The sequence below is a fragment of the Pectobacterium cacticida genome (assembly GCF_036885195.1).
GTDB lineage: Bacteria > Pseudomonadota > Gammaproteobacteria > Enterobacterales > Enterobacteriaceae > Pectobacterium > Pectobacterium cacticida.
In genome coordinates, this window is the sequence record NZ_CP133656.1 from 2,097,944 (window position 1) to 2,113,069 (window position 15,126).

General features: G+C 49.8%; 11 protein-coding genes and 1 pseudogene. 5 read left to right on the top strand and 7 right to left on the bottom strand.

From position 1 onward, the window contains the following. Positions 1-117: 117 nt before the first annotated feature. Entirely contained in the window at positions 118-909 is a 792-nt protein-coding gene (locus RFN81_RS09670) for an energy transducer TonB (protein ID WP_264495651.1), read from the bottom strand. A 245-nt stretch (positions 910-1,154) separates the two neighbouring features. Between RFN81_RS09670 and RFN81_RS09675 the strand changes: the two genes are divergently transcribed. After that, entirely contained in the window at positions 1,155-1,451 is a 297-nt protein-coding gene (locus tag RFN81_RS09675; RefSeq protein WP_264495652.1) for a YciI family protein, read from the top strand. Positions 1,452-1,578: 127 nt separating this feature from the next. After that, positions 1,579-3,252, top strand: a complete 1,674-nt coding sequence (locus RFN81_RS09680; protein ID WP_264495653.1) for a Tar ligand binding domain-containing protein — start codon at positions 1,579-1,581, stop codon at positions 3,250-3,252. Between the two features lie 70 nt (positions 3,253-3,322). Here the strand turns inward: RFN81_RS09680 and RFN81_RS09685 are convergent, their stop codons facing one another. Continuing rightward, positions 3,323-3,499 carry a YciY family protein gene (locus RFN81_RS09685; RefSeq protein ID WP_264498931.1) on the bottom strand — a complete coding sequence of 59 codons (177 nt, stop codon included), beginning with the start codon at positions 3,497-3,499 and terminating at the stop codon, positions 3,323-3,325. A 262-nt stretch (positions 3,500-3,761) separates the two neighbouring features. Here RFN81_RS09685 and cls point away from each other — a divergent pair, with 262 nt between their 5' ends. Both cls and RFN81_RS09695 read left to right on the top strand, forming a co-directional pair. Then, on the top strand, positions 3,762-5,222 hold the full coding sequence (gene cls, locus RFN81_RS09690) for a cardiolipin synthase (RefSeq protein ID WP_264495654.1): 1,461 nt from the start codon (positions 3,762-3,764) through the stop codon (positions 5,220-5,222). Positions 5,223-5,311: 89 nt separating this feature from the next. Beyond that, positions 5,312-5,635 (top strand): HI1450 family dsDNA-mimic protein, encoded by a 324-nt coding sequence (locus RFN81_RS09695; RefSeq protein ID WP_264495655.1) that lies wholly within the window; start codon positions 5,312-5,314, stop codon positions 5,633-5,635. Between the two features lie 205 nt (positions 5,636-5,840). Here the strand turns inward: RFN81_RS09695 and oppF are convergent, their stop codons facing one another. The 5 genes and pseudogenes from oppF to oppA form a co-directional block, all read right to left on the bottom strand. Further along, positions 5,841-6,869 carry a murein tripeptide/oligopeptide ABC transporter ATP binding protein OppF gene (gene oppF / locus RFN81_RS09700; RefSeq protein WP_264495656.1) on the bottom strand — a complete coding sequence of 343 codons (1,029 nt, stop codon included), beginning with the start codon at positions 6,867-6,869 and terminating at the stop codon, positions 5,841-5,843. Next, positions 6,866-7,862, bottom strand: a pseudogene (locus RFN81_RS18745) (ABC transporter ATP-binding protein). The gene oppF and the pseudogene RFN81_RS18745 overlap by 4 nt, the downstream one beginning before the upstream one ends. An 11-nt stretch (positions 7,863-7,873) precedes the next feature. Next, positions 7,874-8,782 carry an oligopeptide ABC transporter permease OppC gene (gene oppC, locus RFN81_RS09715; RefSeq protein ID WP_264495658.1) on the bottom strand — a complete coding sequence of 303 codons (909 nt, stop codon included), beginning with the start codon at positions 8,780-8,782 and terminating at the stop codon, positions 7,874-7,876. 11 nt (positions 8,783-8,793) lie between these two features. Further along, positions 8,794-9,714 carry an oligopeptide ABC transporter permease OppB gene (gene oppB / locus RFN81_RS09720; protein WP_264495659.1) on the bottom strand — a complete coding sequence of 307 codons (921 nt, stop codon included), beginning with the start codon at positions 9,712-9,714 and terminating at the stop codon, positions 8,794-8,796. Positions 9,715-9,768: 54 nt separating this feature from the next. Then, complete coding sequence (oppA, locus tag RFN81_RS09725; RefSeq protein ID WP_264495660.1) at positions 9,769-11,406, bottom strand: oligopeptide ABC transporter substrate-binding protein OppA; 1,638 nt, start codon at positions 11,404-11,406, stop codon at positions 9,769-9,771. A gap of 1,008 nt (positions 11,407-12,414) precedes the next feature. Here oppA and adhE point away from each other — a divergent pair. Further along, positions 12,415-15,090, top strand: a complete 2,676-nt coding sequence (gene adhE, locus RFN81_RS09730; protein WP_264495661.1) for a bifunctional acetaldehyde-CoA/alcohol dehydrogenase — start codon at positions 12,415-12,417, stop codon at positions 15,088-15,090. The last annotated feature ends 36 nt before the right edge of the window (positions 15,091-15,126 follow it).

A 15,126-nucleotide genomic window follows, 5' to 3' on the forward strand; every position in this document is an offset into this window, starting at 1 on the left:
CCCCTGCGCAAACGCCTGCGGGCATCAACAAAACAAAACCTACCGCTTAGAAAGCCAAAAGAACGGGATGTCGTCAAACAATTGCGACATCCCTGTTCTTTTTCTCCCTAATATGGATTACTCCACTGCTGCCCCACCGTCTATCTTAAAGACAATAGTCACGACTAAATCTTTACCTGGCTTGCCCGCCTCATAGCGCCATTTGCGCATAGCGCGTTTAATATCACGTTCAAACATATTGCGCGGTTCAGCGGAAAGCACGCGTACATTATCAACACGCCCGGATGGGTCGACATCAAATTGCATTTTTACCCGGCCTTCAATACGCAGAGAAAACGCTCGCGCCGGATATTGTGGCTGCGTACGACTCAATGGGCGTGGCCCACTTGATTGCGTATTCGCGCTTGGCGCGGGAGCCTGCTTAATCGGCGCATTAGTGACATTGCGCGCGGGTTCATCACTGGTAAACGGGGACGGCGGCTGTTTTTTAACCGCGGGTTCACGTTTAACAGGCTTCGCCTGCTCTACCTTCTTCACCGATTTGGGGGCGGGTTTCGGTTTTGGTTTCGGCTTAGGTTCCGGCAATGGAATGGGAACCGGCTGCGGAACGGGTTCCGGCTCCGGGATAGGTTCTGGTTCTGGTTCAGGCTCTGGTGGCTGAACTGGCTCAGGAGCCGGTTCAGGCTGCTTTACTGGCTCGGTTTCAGGCGCCGATTTAGGCGCGGGTGCCGCTTCAAAGGCCGCAGGGTTTACCATTACCACACTAATAGGTTTTGATTCCTGCGGTAACTCGATTGAATTATTAAATGATGCGAATAGCAAGCCTGCAATCAGCGATCCATGAAAACCGGCAGAAAGCAAGAATGGCCATGAGTAACGACGAGTCAAAAAAAATTTTTTTTGCGGCATGGTCTGTCTTTATCCTCTTATGCCGCTCAAGTTTAAATGCAAATAGCAATCATATTCAATAATAACCGAAGGAATTGCCGTAAAAATAAAAACAGTAGGGTTTTATTCTCATAAATCAATCTATTGTGATGATAAAACATCACGTATTATGGGTGGCGAGCGACTATCCCCGCCTAGGCGCTGGTGGCTTAAAATCTATAGACATGTACGCTACCCCCTGACATCTAACAATTTATGAGGTCACTATGCTCTACGTTATTTATGCAGAAGATAAGGCTAATTCATTAGCCAATCGCCTGTCTGTTAGGCAGGATCATCTGGCCCGTTTACAGGCATTGCGCGATCAGGGGCGATTAATTACCGCCGGGCCGTTACCGGCGATTGACAGTGAAGATCCCGGTCAGGCCGGTTTTAGTGGTTCACTGATTGTTGCCGAATTCGCCTCGCTGGAGGAGGCGATAGCATGGGCGGATTCTGACCCTTATATCGCAGCCGACGTCTATAAACACGTCAGCGTAAAACCGTTTAAGAGAGTATTTTAGCGGTTTCATCAATACTGGCCATAATATGTTGCTAAATTGTGGCCGGCACATCTTACAAAAACTGAAATATTTTAGTCATTTAACAATGATAGTTTGGCAGCTATTCCTATATAGAGGGTCAACATTCATGTTAATGCCTGCGATTTTGCGAAACGGAATTGCTACTCTCCGCCGCCGTCATCGCCTCAGTATTCTCTCCGGATTATTCTTGATCATCGGGTTATTTTCTTTACTGCAATTGGTTTCCATTACTGTCATTTCTCAAACCATGACGCAGGTTCGTCAGGATATTGCCGCGAATGAAAGCTTGCGTCAGCAACAGGCTCTGATGGATAACGCCCGCATGGAGGTGATGAATGCCAGTGATAAACTCAATCGCGCTGGCATTTATCTGCTGGTAGATAAAGAAACCGGGTCTGAAGGCAGTTGGCACAGCCTGATGGATGAAGCCGAAGTGTCGCTAAAACAGGCGCAGGCACATTACCAGTTGCTAGATGCCGGTTCAGCAACCGAGGCCGACACGCAGGCATTTATCGATTTGAAAAAGAGCTACAACCAACTCTATGCGGGGCTTGTTGAACTGGCTCAGGGGATAAAAACCACGAATCAGATCGATATTTTCTTTGCCGTTCCGGTTCAGGCCTATCAAAGTGATTTCGCCCAAAAATACTCACGCTATCTGCAAGATACGGATACGTTACAAAAACAGCATGGGCAGCAATTTCTTTCCTCGCTTAACCAAGCCAAAACAATTTTTATCACGGTGCTATGCGTTTTATTGGCGATCGCTATCGCCGTCTGGATTGGTGTTAATCGCGTTATTATTCGCCCACTGACACATATCATCACCCATTTAACACGGATTGCGGCAGGCGATCTGTCACATTCAGTCAATACCGAGACACGCGGCACGCGGGAAGTCGAACAACTTAGTGCCAGCGTCAGACAAATGCAGGAAGGTCTGGTTACGTTAGTCAATCAGGTGCGCCAGGGCGTTGAGAATATGGTCACGCAGGTGGATCGGGTTGCGACAGATAATCATCGGCTTTCCGAGCAGGCAAATCGTCAGTCACACGAGCTGAAAGTCACTACGGAGCACGTTATTCAACTGAGCCAACACCTCGCCCGCCATACCCAGCATACGCAGCAAGCCAATTTGCACGCGGAAGATACCAGCAAGATTGCCGCGCAGGGCGAGACGATGATGAATGATGTCAAAGCGGCGATGTCAGATATCGCTGGCAGGACACGTGAAATGACGGAAGCCATTGGGATGATCGAGAACGTTGCGTTTCAGACACATATTTTGTCGCTTAATGCCGCCATTGAGGCGGCTCGCGCTGGCGCGCTGGGACGAGGTTTCGCCGTCGTCGCACGAGAAGTCGGCACACTGGCCTCACAGAGTAGCCAGTCTGCACAGAGCATTAATGTCCTGATCCGCGATTCCGATAACAGCGTCACCGCCGGAACACGACTCGTGAATAAACTTAACGACAGCTTACAGAATATTATCCAAACCGCCAAAGGCACCGGAACCTTCCTGAGCGAAATAGCAGAAATATCGCATCAGCAAAATGATAGTATTCATGAGGTTACCGCACGGCTTAGTACGCTCAATGATACGGTGAGAGAAAATGCAGGCCAGGTGGAGGCTTCCGCTCACACGTTCTCATCGCTCCTGGGGCAAGCAGAGAATCTAAAGGCTTCCGTATCGCTGTTCATTCTTCCCTCTCAGGAGGAAGAGACGAAGCCAATCGCCGATCGGGAAACGAAGACGCCGCGCCTTCCGGTAATGGGTTGAGCCAATAGAAAATCAGCCCAATAAGGTAAAAGGATAGCGGCCCGGCTTCAGGCCGCTATCTTCCACTGACTTACCACTCATAGGCTACAGCATACAGCAGTGCCCGCCGTTTGTGCTTTTGTTGCAAATAACGGGCAGAGCGGATATGGCGGTAAGTGCGAGACTGGGCCTCCAACCACCGACTTCTTCTACGCTGAACCTGACGCAACATCCGCCAGCGGCCCACTTCATTCCGACTACGTTTCATCATGCGACTCTTATTAATACTTGCGTCGCCATTATATACTCCTGCGATATGACGACAATCGCCGATTGTCGTCTACACGCTTCTCTTTGACAAACAGCCCTAATTGACTGGGTACAAAGAACCGCCCACGAGGCTGTGCAGCGCCGTCGCCAAATAACACGCACGACGCGATAACGCTACATCCGGGGAAAGGCATTTCCCCTTTTATCAATCTATGCGTACACTTTGCTCATTCGCCGCCGAAGGGAACTGTGCTGTTGTTATGACGACATTCTATACCGTAATAAGCTGGTTACTGGTGTTTAGCTATTGGCTACTGATTGCAGGGGTGACCTTACGTATTCTGATGAAACGTAGAGCGGTGCCTTCTGCAATGGCGTGGTTATTAGTGATTTATATCCTGCCACTGGTGGGTATTGTCGCTTATCTCTCGTTTGGCGAACTCCATCTGGGTAAACGTCGTGCGGAACGCGCGCGAAAGATGTGGCCATCAACCGCAAAGTGGTTACGCGAACTAAAAGAGTATCGCCGTATTTTCGCGACGGAGAACAGTGAAGTCGCTCGCGCATTATTTCAACTGTGTGAAAGGCGACAAGGCATTGGCGGCGTTAAAGGCAATCAATTGCAATTGATGACCACTTTTGATGACACGATTAAGGCGCTGTTGCGTGATATCGAACTTGCACACAACAACATCGAAATGGTGTTCTACATCTGGCAGGCTGGCGGGTTGGTCGATCGCGTCACCTCGTCGCTGATCGCGGCGGCGCGGCGTGGCGTACACTGCCGAATCCTGCTGGACTCTGCGGGCAGTGTGCAATTTTTCCGCCAACAGTATCCCGAACTCATGCGCACCGCCGGTATTGAGGTGGTTGAAGCGTTGAAAGTGAGTTTGTTACGCGTATTTCTGCGCCGGATGGATCTGCGGCAGCACCGTAAAATTATTTTAATCGACAACCGCATTGCGTATACCGGCAGTATGAATATGGTCGATCCGCGTTTATTCAAACAGGACGCGGGGGTCGGCCAGTGGATTGACCTAATGGCGCGTATTGAAGGGCCCGTCGCCACCACCTTGGGGATTATTTTTTGCTGCGATTGGGAAATGGAGACCGGTAAACGCCTTCTCCCGCCGCCGCCGGATGTTAACGTAATGCCTTTCGAACAGGAGAGCGGCCACACGATTCAGGTTATTGCTTCCGGCCCCGGCTATCCTGAAGAGATGATTCATCAGGCGCTGTTGACATCAGTTTATTCAGCGCGCAAACAACTGATCATGACCACCCCCTACTTCGTGCCCAGCGACGATCTGTTGCACGCCATCTGTACCGCTGCTCAACGCGGCGTCGATGTCAGCATTATTGTGCCGTATAAAAATGACTCAGTCCTGGTCGGCTGGGCCAGCCGCGCCTTTTTCGCGGAACTACTGGACGCGGGCGTCAAAATTTATCAGTTCGAGGGCGGTTTGCTGCACACCAAAAGCGTATTGGTCGACGGTCAACTTAGCCTGGTGGGCACCGTGAATTTGGATATGCGTAGCCTATGGCTGAATTTCGAAATTACGCTGGTCATTGACGATGCCGGGTTCGGGGGGGATTTAGCCTGCGTACAGGAGGACTATATTGCCCGCTCTCGCTTATTAAACGCGGCACAGTGGCAAACTCGCCCTTATTGGCAACGTATCGTCGAGCGATTATTCTACTTTTTCAGCCCGTTGCTATAACGTGACCCGCGGCTATGACGTGAATTGCTTTGGGGTACGTGTTTCCCCGTGTTTTAATAAGGCCATTGGGAATTTACAGGAAGCGTTTTATGGATTTGAATAATCGCCTGACCGAAGACGAAGCGTTGGAGCAGGCATACGACATCTTTTTGGAATTGGCCGCGGATAATCTCGATCCGGCCGATATTCTACTGTTCAACCTGCAATTCGAAGAACGCGGCGGCGCAGAATTATTCGATCCCGCGGAAGACTGGGCAGATCACGTTGATTTCGACCTCAATCCCGATTTCTTTGCGGAAGTGGTCATTGGATTGGCTGAACAGGATGGTGAAGAGATCACTGATATTTTTGCGCGCGTGTTAATTTGCCGGGAAAAAAACCACAAGCTTTGCCACATTCTGTGGAAAGAGTAAATTATCTTAAAAAGGCGCCCTCCACTGGCGTCATGCTTACCGTTTAAAGACTGAGATACCGGGGGAAAGCACGGCACGAGGCATCTCTGCTGGAGCCTCATCACCCTGTTTCCCCCAAACCTATGCTTAGGGGAACGGCTTTATCTTCTCAGAAGACACTGTTTAATCTCAGAAGAGACTGTTTAACCGTTTCCCCGATGGCGCGTTATTGCACCGGCGAAACCGGTAGCAATGCCGCCGGATCAACCTTCAGACACGAGACGGCGTGCGTAAAACTTCCCTCTAACAAAGGCCGGGTTTTCATACACTCAGGGCCGACTATTGGACAGCGGGTGCAAAACACGCAGCCCGATGGCGGATCGATAGGCGAAGGCAAATCCCCGTCTAATAATTGTATCTGCTTGTTGCGTTCCCGATCGGGATCGGGAATAGGCACCGCAGACATCAGCGCTCGCGTATACGGGTGCTGCGGATTTTGATAGACCCGATCGTAGCGGCCTAATTCCACGGCATGGCCCAGATACATCACCAACACACGGTCGGAAATGTGCTTCACCACTGATAAGTCGTGGGCGATAAAAATCAATGACAAGCGCATTTCACGTTGTAACTGACGCAATAGGTTAACGACTTGAGCCTGAATCGACACATCCAATGCGGAAACGGGTTCATCGCAGATGATCAGTTTGGGTGCCAAAATTAGCGCGCGCGCAATGCCGATGCGCTGACACTGACCGCCGGAGAACTCATGCGGATAGCGATTAATCAGGCTCGGCAGCAGCCCGACCTTCAGCATCATCGCCTTCACGCGTTCTTTCACCGTCTGTCGATCCAACTCAGGGTGATAAACATGCAACGGCTCCGCAATAATTTCGCCAATGTTCATACGCGGATTCAGCGATGCCAACGGATCCTGAAATATCATCTGAATATCGCTACGCGCGGCGCGCCACTGATCGGCATTCATGCGCAGCAGATCTTTGCCCAACCAGGTGACATGCCCATCGGTGGCTTTAACCAACCCGATAATGGCGCGAGCCAGCGTCGACTTGCCGCAGCCGGATTCGCCGACGATGCCGAGCGTTTCACCTTCGTATAAACGTAACGTAACGCCATCAACCGCCTTCAGCTTTTTCGGCGGCTGCCAGAACCACTGCTTATCATCCCTAACCTCAAAGTGAACTTTCAGATCGTCCACTTCTAACAGCACTTTTTTATCATCCTGCTGGTTCATGCTATCTCCTCAACCGCTCTAAAGCAGGCGCGTAAGCGGTCATCACCAAATGATTCCAGCACCGGCGCACGATGGCACGCCGCGATTGAAAACGGGCAACGAGGTTGGAATGGACACCCTTTAGGCAAACGTAGCAGGTTTGGTGGATTACCCGGTATAGTCGCCAGCACCTCATCTTCCGCATCCAAACGCGGCACGGCATTCAGCAGGCCAATGGAATAGGGGTGACTCGGATGATAGAAAACATCCCGTGCGGTGCCATACTCCATGGTGCGCCCGGCGTACATTACCAGCACTTTGTCGCAAATCCCGGCGACAACCCCCAGATCGTGAGTGATCATGATGATTGCCGTATTAAATTCGCGTTTCAGCTCATTGAGCAGCGTCATAATCTGTGCCTGAACCGTGACATCCAGTGCCGTTGTCGGTTCATCGGCAATCAGCAGTTTCGGGCGGCATAGCAGCGCCATCGCAATCATCACGCGCTGGCGCATCCCCCCCCGAAAATTCGTGCGGATACATCTTCATACGCTTACGCGCCTCCGGCATTTTAACCGCGTCCAGCATGCTGACCGAGGCCTCGAACGCGTCACGCTTGCTCATGCCTTTATGTAACATCAGCACTTCCATCAGTTGTTCGCCAACGCGCATATAGGGATTGAGAGACGTCATCGGATCCTGGAAAATAATACTCATTTCTTCTGCCCGCAGTTTATTAAGCTGATTCTCCGGCAGATTAAGAATTTCTTTACCATGAAAACGCGCGGAACCGCCAATACGCCCATTACTGGCCAGCAATCCCATTAATGCAAACGCGGTTTGCGATTTTCCAGAGCCTGACTCCCCCACAATCCCCAACGTTTCACCCGCGTGAAGTGTAAAATTCAGGTCATTGACTGCCGTAACGTCCCCGTCCTGCGTTTTAAACGTAACCCGCAGATCCTGAACATGCAGCAGCACATCCTGCGAGCCAGATACATCAATCGTGTTCATCGTGGTGTTCCTCAGCGATCTTTCGGGTCGAGGGCGTCGCGCAGGCCATCACCGATAAAGTTAAAACAAAACAGCGTGACAACCAGAAACGCCGCCGGATAAAACAGTAACCACGGCGACACTTCCATTGAATTCGCGCCATCATTCAATAACGCTCCCCAACTGCTTAACGGTTCCTGTGTCCCTAGCCCCAGGAAGCTGAGGAAGGATTCGAAAAGAATCATGCTTGGCACCAGCAAAGAAGCGTAAACCACCACCACACCCAGCACATTCGGCACGATGTGGCGCAGCACGATACCCCGCGTGGAAACGCCGGAAACCCTTGCGGCTTCGATGAATTCCTTGCGCTTCAGGCTCAGCGTTTGACCACGTACAATACGCGCCATATCCAACCAGGACACCATGCCAATCGCCACGAATATCAAGAACATATTCTGCCCGAAAAAGGTGACTAACAAGATGACGAAAAACATAAAGGGGAACGAGTTGAGGATCTCCAGCAGGCGCATCATGACGGAATCAACTTTTCCGCCCAGATAGCCAGACAACGCGCCATATAGCGTTCCGACGATCACGGCCACGAGCGCCGCCGCCACACCAACCATCAGGGAAACGCGCCCGCCGATGGCGACACGAACCAGCAAATCGCGCCCGGAAGAATCCGTGCCGAAATAATGGCCGGAGGCAATATCAGGCGCGGCTGACATCATATTCCAATCGGTGTCCGCATAATTAAAAGCCGATAATTGGGGGGCCAAAATTACAAATACAGTAATCACCGCCAAAATAAACAGGCTAGCCAATGCCGCACGGTTATGGATAAAGCGCAGACGCGCATCCTGCCACAGGCTGCGCCCCGCAATCTCTGTCTGTTCGGTGAAGTTCTCTAACGCTTCAACGTTTTTTCGCTGCCAAAACATAGCATCCCCACTTAATAACGGATTTTTGGATCGATAACCGCGTAGAGCACGTCAATGATCGCATTGAAGAGAATAGTTAAACCGCCGACTAAAATCGTCAGGCTGAGAACCAGCGAATAATCGCGGTTCAGCGCGCCGTTAACGAACAGCTGCCCAATACCCGGCAAGCCAAAGATGGTTTCAATCACCATAGAACCGGTAATAATCCCCACAAAGGCGGGCCCCATATAGGAAAGCACCGGCAGCAATGCAGGCTTCAGCGCATGTTTCAGTACGATACGATGCATCGGCAACCCTTTGGCGCGCGCGGTGCGGATGAAGTTAGCGTGTAAAACCTCGATCATCGATCCTCGGGTGATACGCGCGATGCTGGCGATATAAGACAACGACAGCGCCACCATCGGTAACACCATGTATTTTGCCGCGCCCTCGTTCCAACCGCCGCCGGGTAACCAACGCAGCGTAATAGCGAAAATCAGCACCAGTAACGGCGCGACGACAAAGCTGGGAATCACCACCCCCGTCATCGCAAAGCCCATGACGGTATAATCCCATTTCGTATTCTGTTTCAGCGCAGCAATAACACCCGCGCTCACGCCGCAAACAAGAGCCAGAATGAAGGCGGCAGCCCCCAACTTCGCGGAAACGGGAAACGATGACGCCACCAAATCATTAACGGAATAGTCTTTGTATTTAAAAGAAGGACCGAAATCCCCCTTCCCCAATTGCAATAGATAATGACCATATTGCGTCAGGATGGGATCGTTAAGATGATATTTGGCTTCGATATTCGCCATCACTTCCGGCGGCAAATTACGCTCGCCGGTAAAAGGGCTGCCTGGCGCCAAGCGCATCATAAAAAACGAAATGGTAATCAGGATGAATAGTGTTGGGATCGCCTCCAGACAGCGACGAAGAATAAATTTTAGCATTGCCCGTACCTATAAAAGGCTGGCGACACGGCGTGTATGCGCCAGCCATTATTATTAGTGTTTAATGATGTAAAGATCTTTTACGTGAATATTATCCAGCGGATCGTTACCGGTTAATCCACCAACATACGGTTTCACCAGTCTGGTATTGGCATAGTAATAAACGGGAATGGTGACAGCGTCTTTGTCCAGCAAGGATTCCGCCTGCTGATAAACTGCGGCACGTTCCTCGTCAGTTTTCACCTGTAAGGATTTAGCCACCAGCGCATCAAATGCCTTGCTTTTATAGTGCGAGGTATTACTGCTGCTGTCTGACAGCATACTGTTCAGGAAGGTTGACGGTTCGTTATAGTCCGCACACCAGCCTGCACGCGCGATATCGTAACTCCCTTGATGACGGGTGCTGAGGAAGGTTTTCCATTCCTGATTGACCAGCTTAACGTCCACGCCGATATTCTGTTTCCAGAGGGAAGCCGCCGCGATCGCCATCTTCTTATGCAGATCGGAGGTGTTGTACAACAGGCTCAACGTCAGCGGCTTGTCCGCGGTATAACCCGCTGCCGCCAGCAATTTCTTCGCTTCTTCGTTACGCTTCGCCTGCGGCCAGGTAAACCATTCAGGCACTTGTGCCTTAAAACCATCGATATACGGCGGCACAAAACCGTAAGCAGGCGTATCACCCTGATTTTTCACCTTGTTGGTCAGAATATCCTGGCTCAGCCCCAGACGCAGCGCAGTACGCACGCGCACATCATTAAATGGGGGCTTCTGATTATTGATTTCGTAATAATAGGTGCACAAGTACGGATTGACCTTCACCTCATTCGGAATGTCTTTCTTTAATTTTTGAAAGAGCTCGATTGGCAGGTTGTTATAGGTCATATCGATTTCACCGCTGCGATAGCGGTTGACGTCGGTCACTTCAGAGGCAATCGGCAGATAGGTCACTTTATCGATCACCGTATGCGCGTTATCCCAATAATAGGGGTTCCTTTCCAGCACCAGTTTCTCATTAACCACCCAATCTTTCAGCGTGTAGGCGCCATTACCGACCCAGTTTTGCGGCTGAGTCCATTTATCACCAAATTTCTCGATAGCAGTTTTATTGACGGGCGACATGGCTGGGTAAATGGGGAGTTTATAGAAGTAAGGTACCGCTTCGGAGAGCGTCACCTGAAAGGTATGGTCATCCAGCGCTTTCACCCCTAGCGTATCGGGGGATTTTTTACCGGCGATAATGTCATCAATATTAACCAGATGACCATATTGCAGATAACTGGCATAAGGCGAGGCCGTTTTCGGATCGGCCAAACGTTGCCAACTATAGACGAAATCCTGCGCAGTAACCGGCTCGCCGTTTGACCATTTGGCATTTTTACGCAGGTGGAACGTCCACACTTTAAAATCTTTGTTATCCCAACTTTCTGCGACGCCAGGAACAGTTTTGCCATTAACGTCGGAAATGACCAGACCTTCTAACAGATCATGCGATACGTTGGACTCGGGTACGCCTTCGATTTTATGTGGATCGAGCGAAGCGACCTCAGCACCATTGTTACGCACTAACTCCTGTTTTTCTGCTAACTGAACGCCTGCTGGAACCGTGGCGGCAAAAGCGGATACAACCATTGAGCTACTTAACGCCGCAATAATAGCGGCAGCGATTCTATTTTTCGTTGTGATGTTGGTCATTATTTTCATCTCCTGTGAAATAGTCGTGTTAGTTACTGCGGCAACGATCCCTGAATTTCGTCCCTGCCGGGAAAGGTTAATCGATTCGGCTCACACCCCATGCAAAGATAATCCATAAATTTATTTTATAGATTACCTATACAGGATTGGACACGCTTAGACGCTATCAAATACAGGCCCATTCGCCAATATTTTTACATCCATGTTACGTAATTATCTTTATCCTCGTTAGAGAGGCGTCTAACAACAAACAGCAACAGAATTAATTAACCACATGATAAAAAACAAATTTTATTTTAAACGTGCAACTTCTTCATAAGCATGGCTATTTTTTAAACGTAAACAAAAAATATTGTCGCGAATATTAGCATCCACACAGTATAAAAAGGATGCTTACTTTATGTCATTTCATGCTATCGCTTCACAAAATGTAATTATTTTAACAATTGTATTGCCAATTGGCCGCGATAAATATATCGAGCCTTTCGTTGCCATGACCAAAAAAAGAATTAATTTGGTTAAAAAGCGCGCTCCATTGATAAGCACTGAACATGTCTAGCGTTTTCTATAGGGGATCGACTCAGCTCACCGCCTTCACCGAATGACTGCATATCGAGCCGTTGAGACGTTACTATTATCAGCATTGTGATATGAATGAGAATTACTATCAAAAACACCATGCTGAATGGTGTCAGCTTCAAAAAAACACGATATAGATCACAATAACCACACCCACAAATAGGTATGCTCATCACATACATCAGCAGACGCATAAAACATCTTAAAATTACGATTTTTTAAAACATTTTTTTAAAAATTTTCGATACAGAAAGTTACTGTGCTTTAAAAAGCGACAAACATGCTGTAGCCACAGGTAATGAGCTCTTTGAGTCAATGGCGTCGAGTAAGGACGATTAGGTAGATACGTGTTAAGTCATACCTTTATCTATACTGTTTTTTCCGGCGGACGATTGACTGAAAGAGTTTAACCTTTATCAGGAGAGCATTATGGCCGTAACTAACGTGGCTGAACTTAACGCACTGGTCGAAAGAGTAAAAAAGGCACAGCAGGAATTTGCCACCTATACGCAGGAACAGGTAGATAACATCTTCCGCGCCGCCGCACTCGCTGCGTCGGATGCGCGTATCCCGCTGGCAAAAATGGCGGTGGCCGAGTCCGGTATGGGGATTGTGGAAGATAAAGTCATCAAAAACCACTTCGCCTCGGAATACATTTATAACGCCTACCAGGATGAAAAAACCTGTGGGATTCTCTCCACTGACGATACCTTCGGCACCATCACCATTGCCGAGCCTATCGGCTTGATTTGCGGCATTGTTCCTACAACCAACCCCACATCTACTGCAATTTTTAAAGCGCTGATCAGCCTGAAGACCCGTAACGGGATTATCTTCTCCCCTCACCCTCGCGCCAAAAATGCGACGAATAAAGCAGCAGACATTGTTCTGCAAGCGGCAATTGCAGCAGGGGCACCGAAGGATATTATCGGCTGGATCGATCAACCTTCTGTCGAATTATCCAACCAGTTGATGCACCATCCCGATATCAACCTGATTCTGGCAACCGGTGGCCCAGGTATGGTGAAGGCCGCATACAGTTCAGGCAAACCGGCTATCGGCGTCGGTGCCGGTAATACGCCGGTTGTTATTGATGAAACGGCAGATATCAAGCGCGCCGTCGCATCCATTCTGATGTCAAAAACCTTCGATAACGGCGTTATCTGTGCATCAGAACAGTCAGTGATCGTGGTAGATAGCGTTTATGACGCCGTGCGCGAACGTTTTGCTACCCATGGCGGCTACATGTTGAAAGGCAAGGAGTTACATGCCGTACAAAATATTTTGCTGAAAAATGGCTCACTCAATGCCGACATTGTAGGCCAGGCGGCACCCAAAATTGCAGAAATGGCTGGCATCATCGTCCCGGCAAACACCAAGGTATTGATCGGGGAAGTCACGGCTGTCGATGAATCCGAACCCTTTGCCCATGAAAAATTGTCGCCGACGCTAGCGATGTATCGCGCGAAAGATTTCAACGATGCCGTATCCAAGGCGGAAAAGCTGGTCGCAATGGGCGGCATTGGTCACACATCCTGTTTGTATACCGATCAGGACAACCAGCGAGAACGCGTGACTCAGTTCGGTAATGTGATGAAAACTGCCCGAATTCTGATCAACACGCCGGCGTCACAAGGGGGAATTGGCGACCTCTACAATTTCAAACTCGCGCCATCTCTAACGTTGGGTTGCGGCTCCTGGGGCGGAAATTCCATTTCTGAGAACGTGGGTCCGAAACATTTGATCAACAAAAAAACGGTAGCCAAGCGAGCAGAAAATATGTTGTGGCATAAACTTCCCAAGTCTATTTATTTTCGTCGTGGATCGCTGCCTATCGCGCTTGAAGAAGTCGCGACCGACGGCGCAAAACGTGCGTTTATCGTTACAGACCGTTTCCTGTTCAATAATGGCTATGTCGATCAGGTGATTTCCGTATTGAAACACAACGGGATTGAAACCGAAGTCTTCTTTGAAGTAGAAGCCGATCCTACATTGAGCATCGTGCGCAAAGGCGCAGAGCAAATGCATTCTTTCAAACCGGATGTGATTATTGCGCTGGGCGGTGGTTCTCCAATGGACGCGGCGAAGATTATGTGGGTCATGTATGAACACCCTACGACGCACTTTGAAGAACTGGCATTGCGTTTTATGGACATCCGTAAACGAATCTACAAATTTCCCAAGATGGGCGTCAAAGCCAAACTGGTGGCAATTACCACCACCTCGGGTACGGGTTCTGAAGTCACCCCGTTTGCGGTAGTCACCGACGATGCTACCGGGCAGAAATATCCATTAGCAGATTATGCGTTAACGCCGGATATGGCGATTGTCGATGCGAATCTCGTGATGAACATGCCGAAATCACTGTGCGCCTTTGGCGGGCTTGATGCGGTAACCCACGCATTGGAAGCCTATGTTTCAGTACTAGCAAACGAATACTCTGACGGGCAAGCCTTACAAGCGTTGAAGCTGCTGAAAGAAAATCTGCCAGCCAGCTACCGCGATGGGGCGAAAAACCCGGTTGCCCGTGAGCGCGTGCACAATGCCGCAACAATCGCAGGTATCGCGTTTGCCAACGCCTTCCTCGGCGTCTGCCACTCTATGGCCCACAAACTTGGCTCGGAGTTCCACATCCCTCATGGGCTGGCTAACGCAATGCTCATTGCCAATGTTATTCGCTATAACGCGAATGATAACCCGACCAAGCAGACAACGTTCAGCCAGTATGACCGTCCACAGGCGCGTCGTCGTTATGCTGAAATAGCCGACCATTTAGGCTTGAGCGCGCCGGGCGATCGCACTGCACAAAAAATCGAGAAATTGTTGGGCTGGCTGGAAGAAATGAAGACTGAGTTGGGGATCCCGGCGTCCATTCGTGAAGCCGGTGTTCAAGAGGCTGATTTCCTGGCTAAGGTCGACAAGCTATCAGAAGATGCATTTGACGATCAGTGCACTGGGGCTAACCCGCGTTATCCTCTGATTTCCGAGTTGAAGCAGATTCTATTGGACACTTACTACGGCCGTAAATTCTCCGAGGAACCGAAAACAGAAGCGATTGACACTGAGGCAAAAGCGACTAAAACGGCCAAAAAAGCGGCACATTAAGCGACACACCGAAGCGTCTTAGTCTACATTCTCGAC

What these genes read in the sequence shown, in the direction of transcription:
- RFN81_RS09670 (WP_264495651.1), bottom strand. Translation starts at nt 909, where the DNA reads ATGCCGCAAAAAAAATTTTTTTTGACTCGTCGTTACTCATGGCCATTC.
- RFN81_RS09675 (WP_264495652.1), top strand. Translation starts at nt 1,155, where the DNA reads ATGCTCTACGTTATTTATGCAGAAGATAAGGCTAATTCATTAGCCAAT.
- RFN81_RS09680 (WP_264495653.1), top strand. Translation starts at nt 1,579, where the DNA reads ATGTTAATGCCTGCGATTTTGCGAAACGGAATTGCTACTCTCCGCCGC.
- RFN81_RS09685 (WP_264498931.1), bottom strand. Translation starts at nt 3,499, where the DNA reads ATGAAACGTAGTCGGAATGAAGTGGGCCGCTGGCGGATGTTGCGTCAG.
- cls (WP_264495654.1), top strand. Translation starts at nt 3,762, where the DNA reads ATGACGACATTCTATACCGTAATAAGCTGGTTACTGGTGTTTAGCTAT.
- RFN81_RS09695 (WP_264495655.1), top strand. Translation starts at nt 5,312, where the DNA reads ATGGATTTGAATAATCGCCTGACCGAAGACGAAGCGTTGGAGCAGGCA.
- oppF (WP_264495656.1), bottom strand. Translation starts at nt 6,869, where the DNA reads ATGAACCAGCAGGATGATAAAAAAGTGCTGTTAGAAGTGGACGATCTG.
- oppC (WP_264495658.1), bottom strand. Translation starts at nt 8,782, where the DNA reads ATGTTTTGGCAGCGAAAAAACGTTGAAGCGTTAGAGAACTTCACCGAA.
- oppB (WP_264495659.1), bottom strand. Translation starts at nt 9,714, where the DNA reads ATGCTAAAATTTATTCTTCGTCGCTGTCTGGAGGCGATCCCAACACTA.
- oppA (WP_264495660.1), bottom strand. Translation starts at nt 11,406, where the DNA reads ATGACCAACATCACAACGAAAAATAGAATCGCTGCCGCTATTATTGCG.
- adhE (WP_264495661.1), top strand. Translation starts at nt 12,415, where the DNA reads ATGGCCGTAACTAACGTGGCTGAACTTAACGCACTGGTCGAAAGAGTA.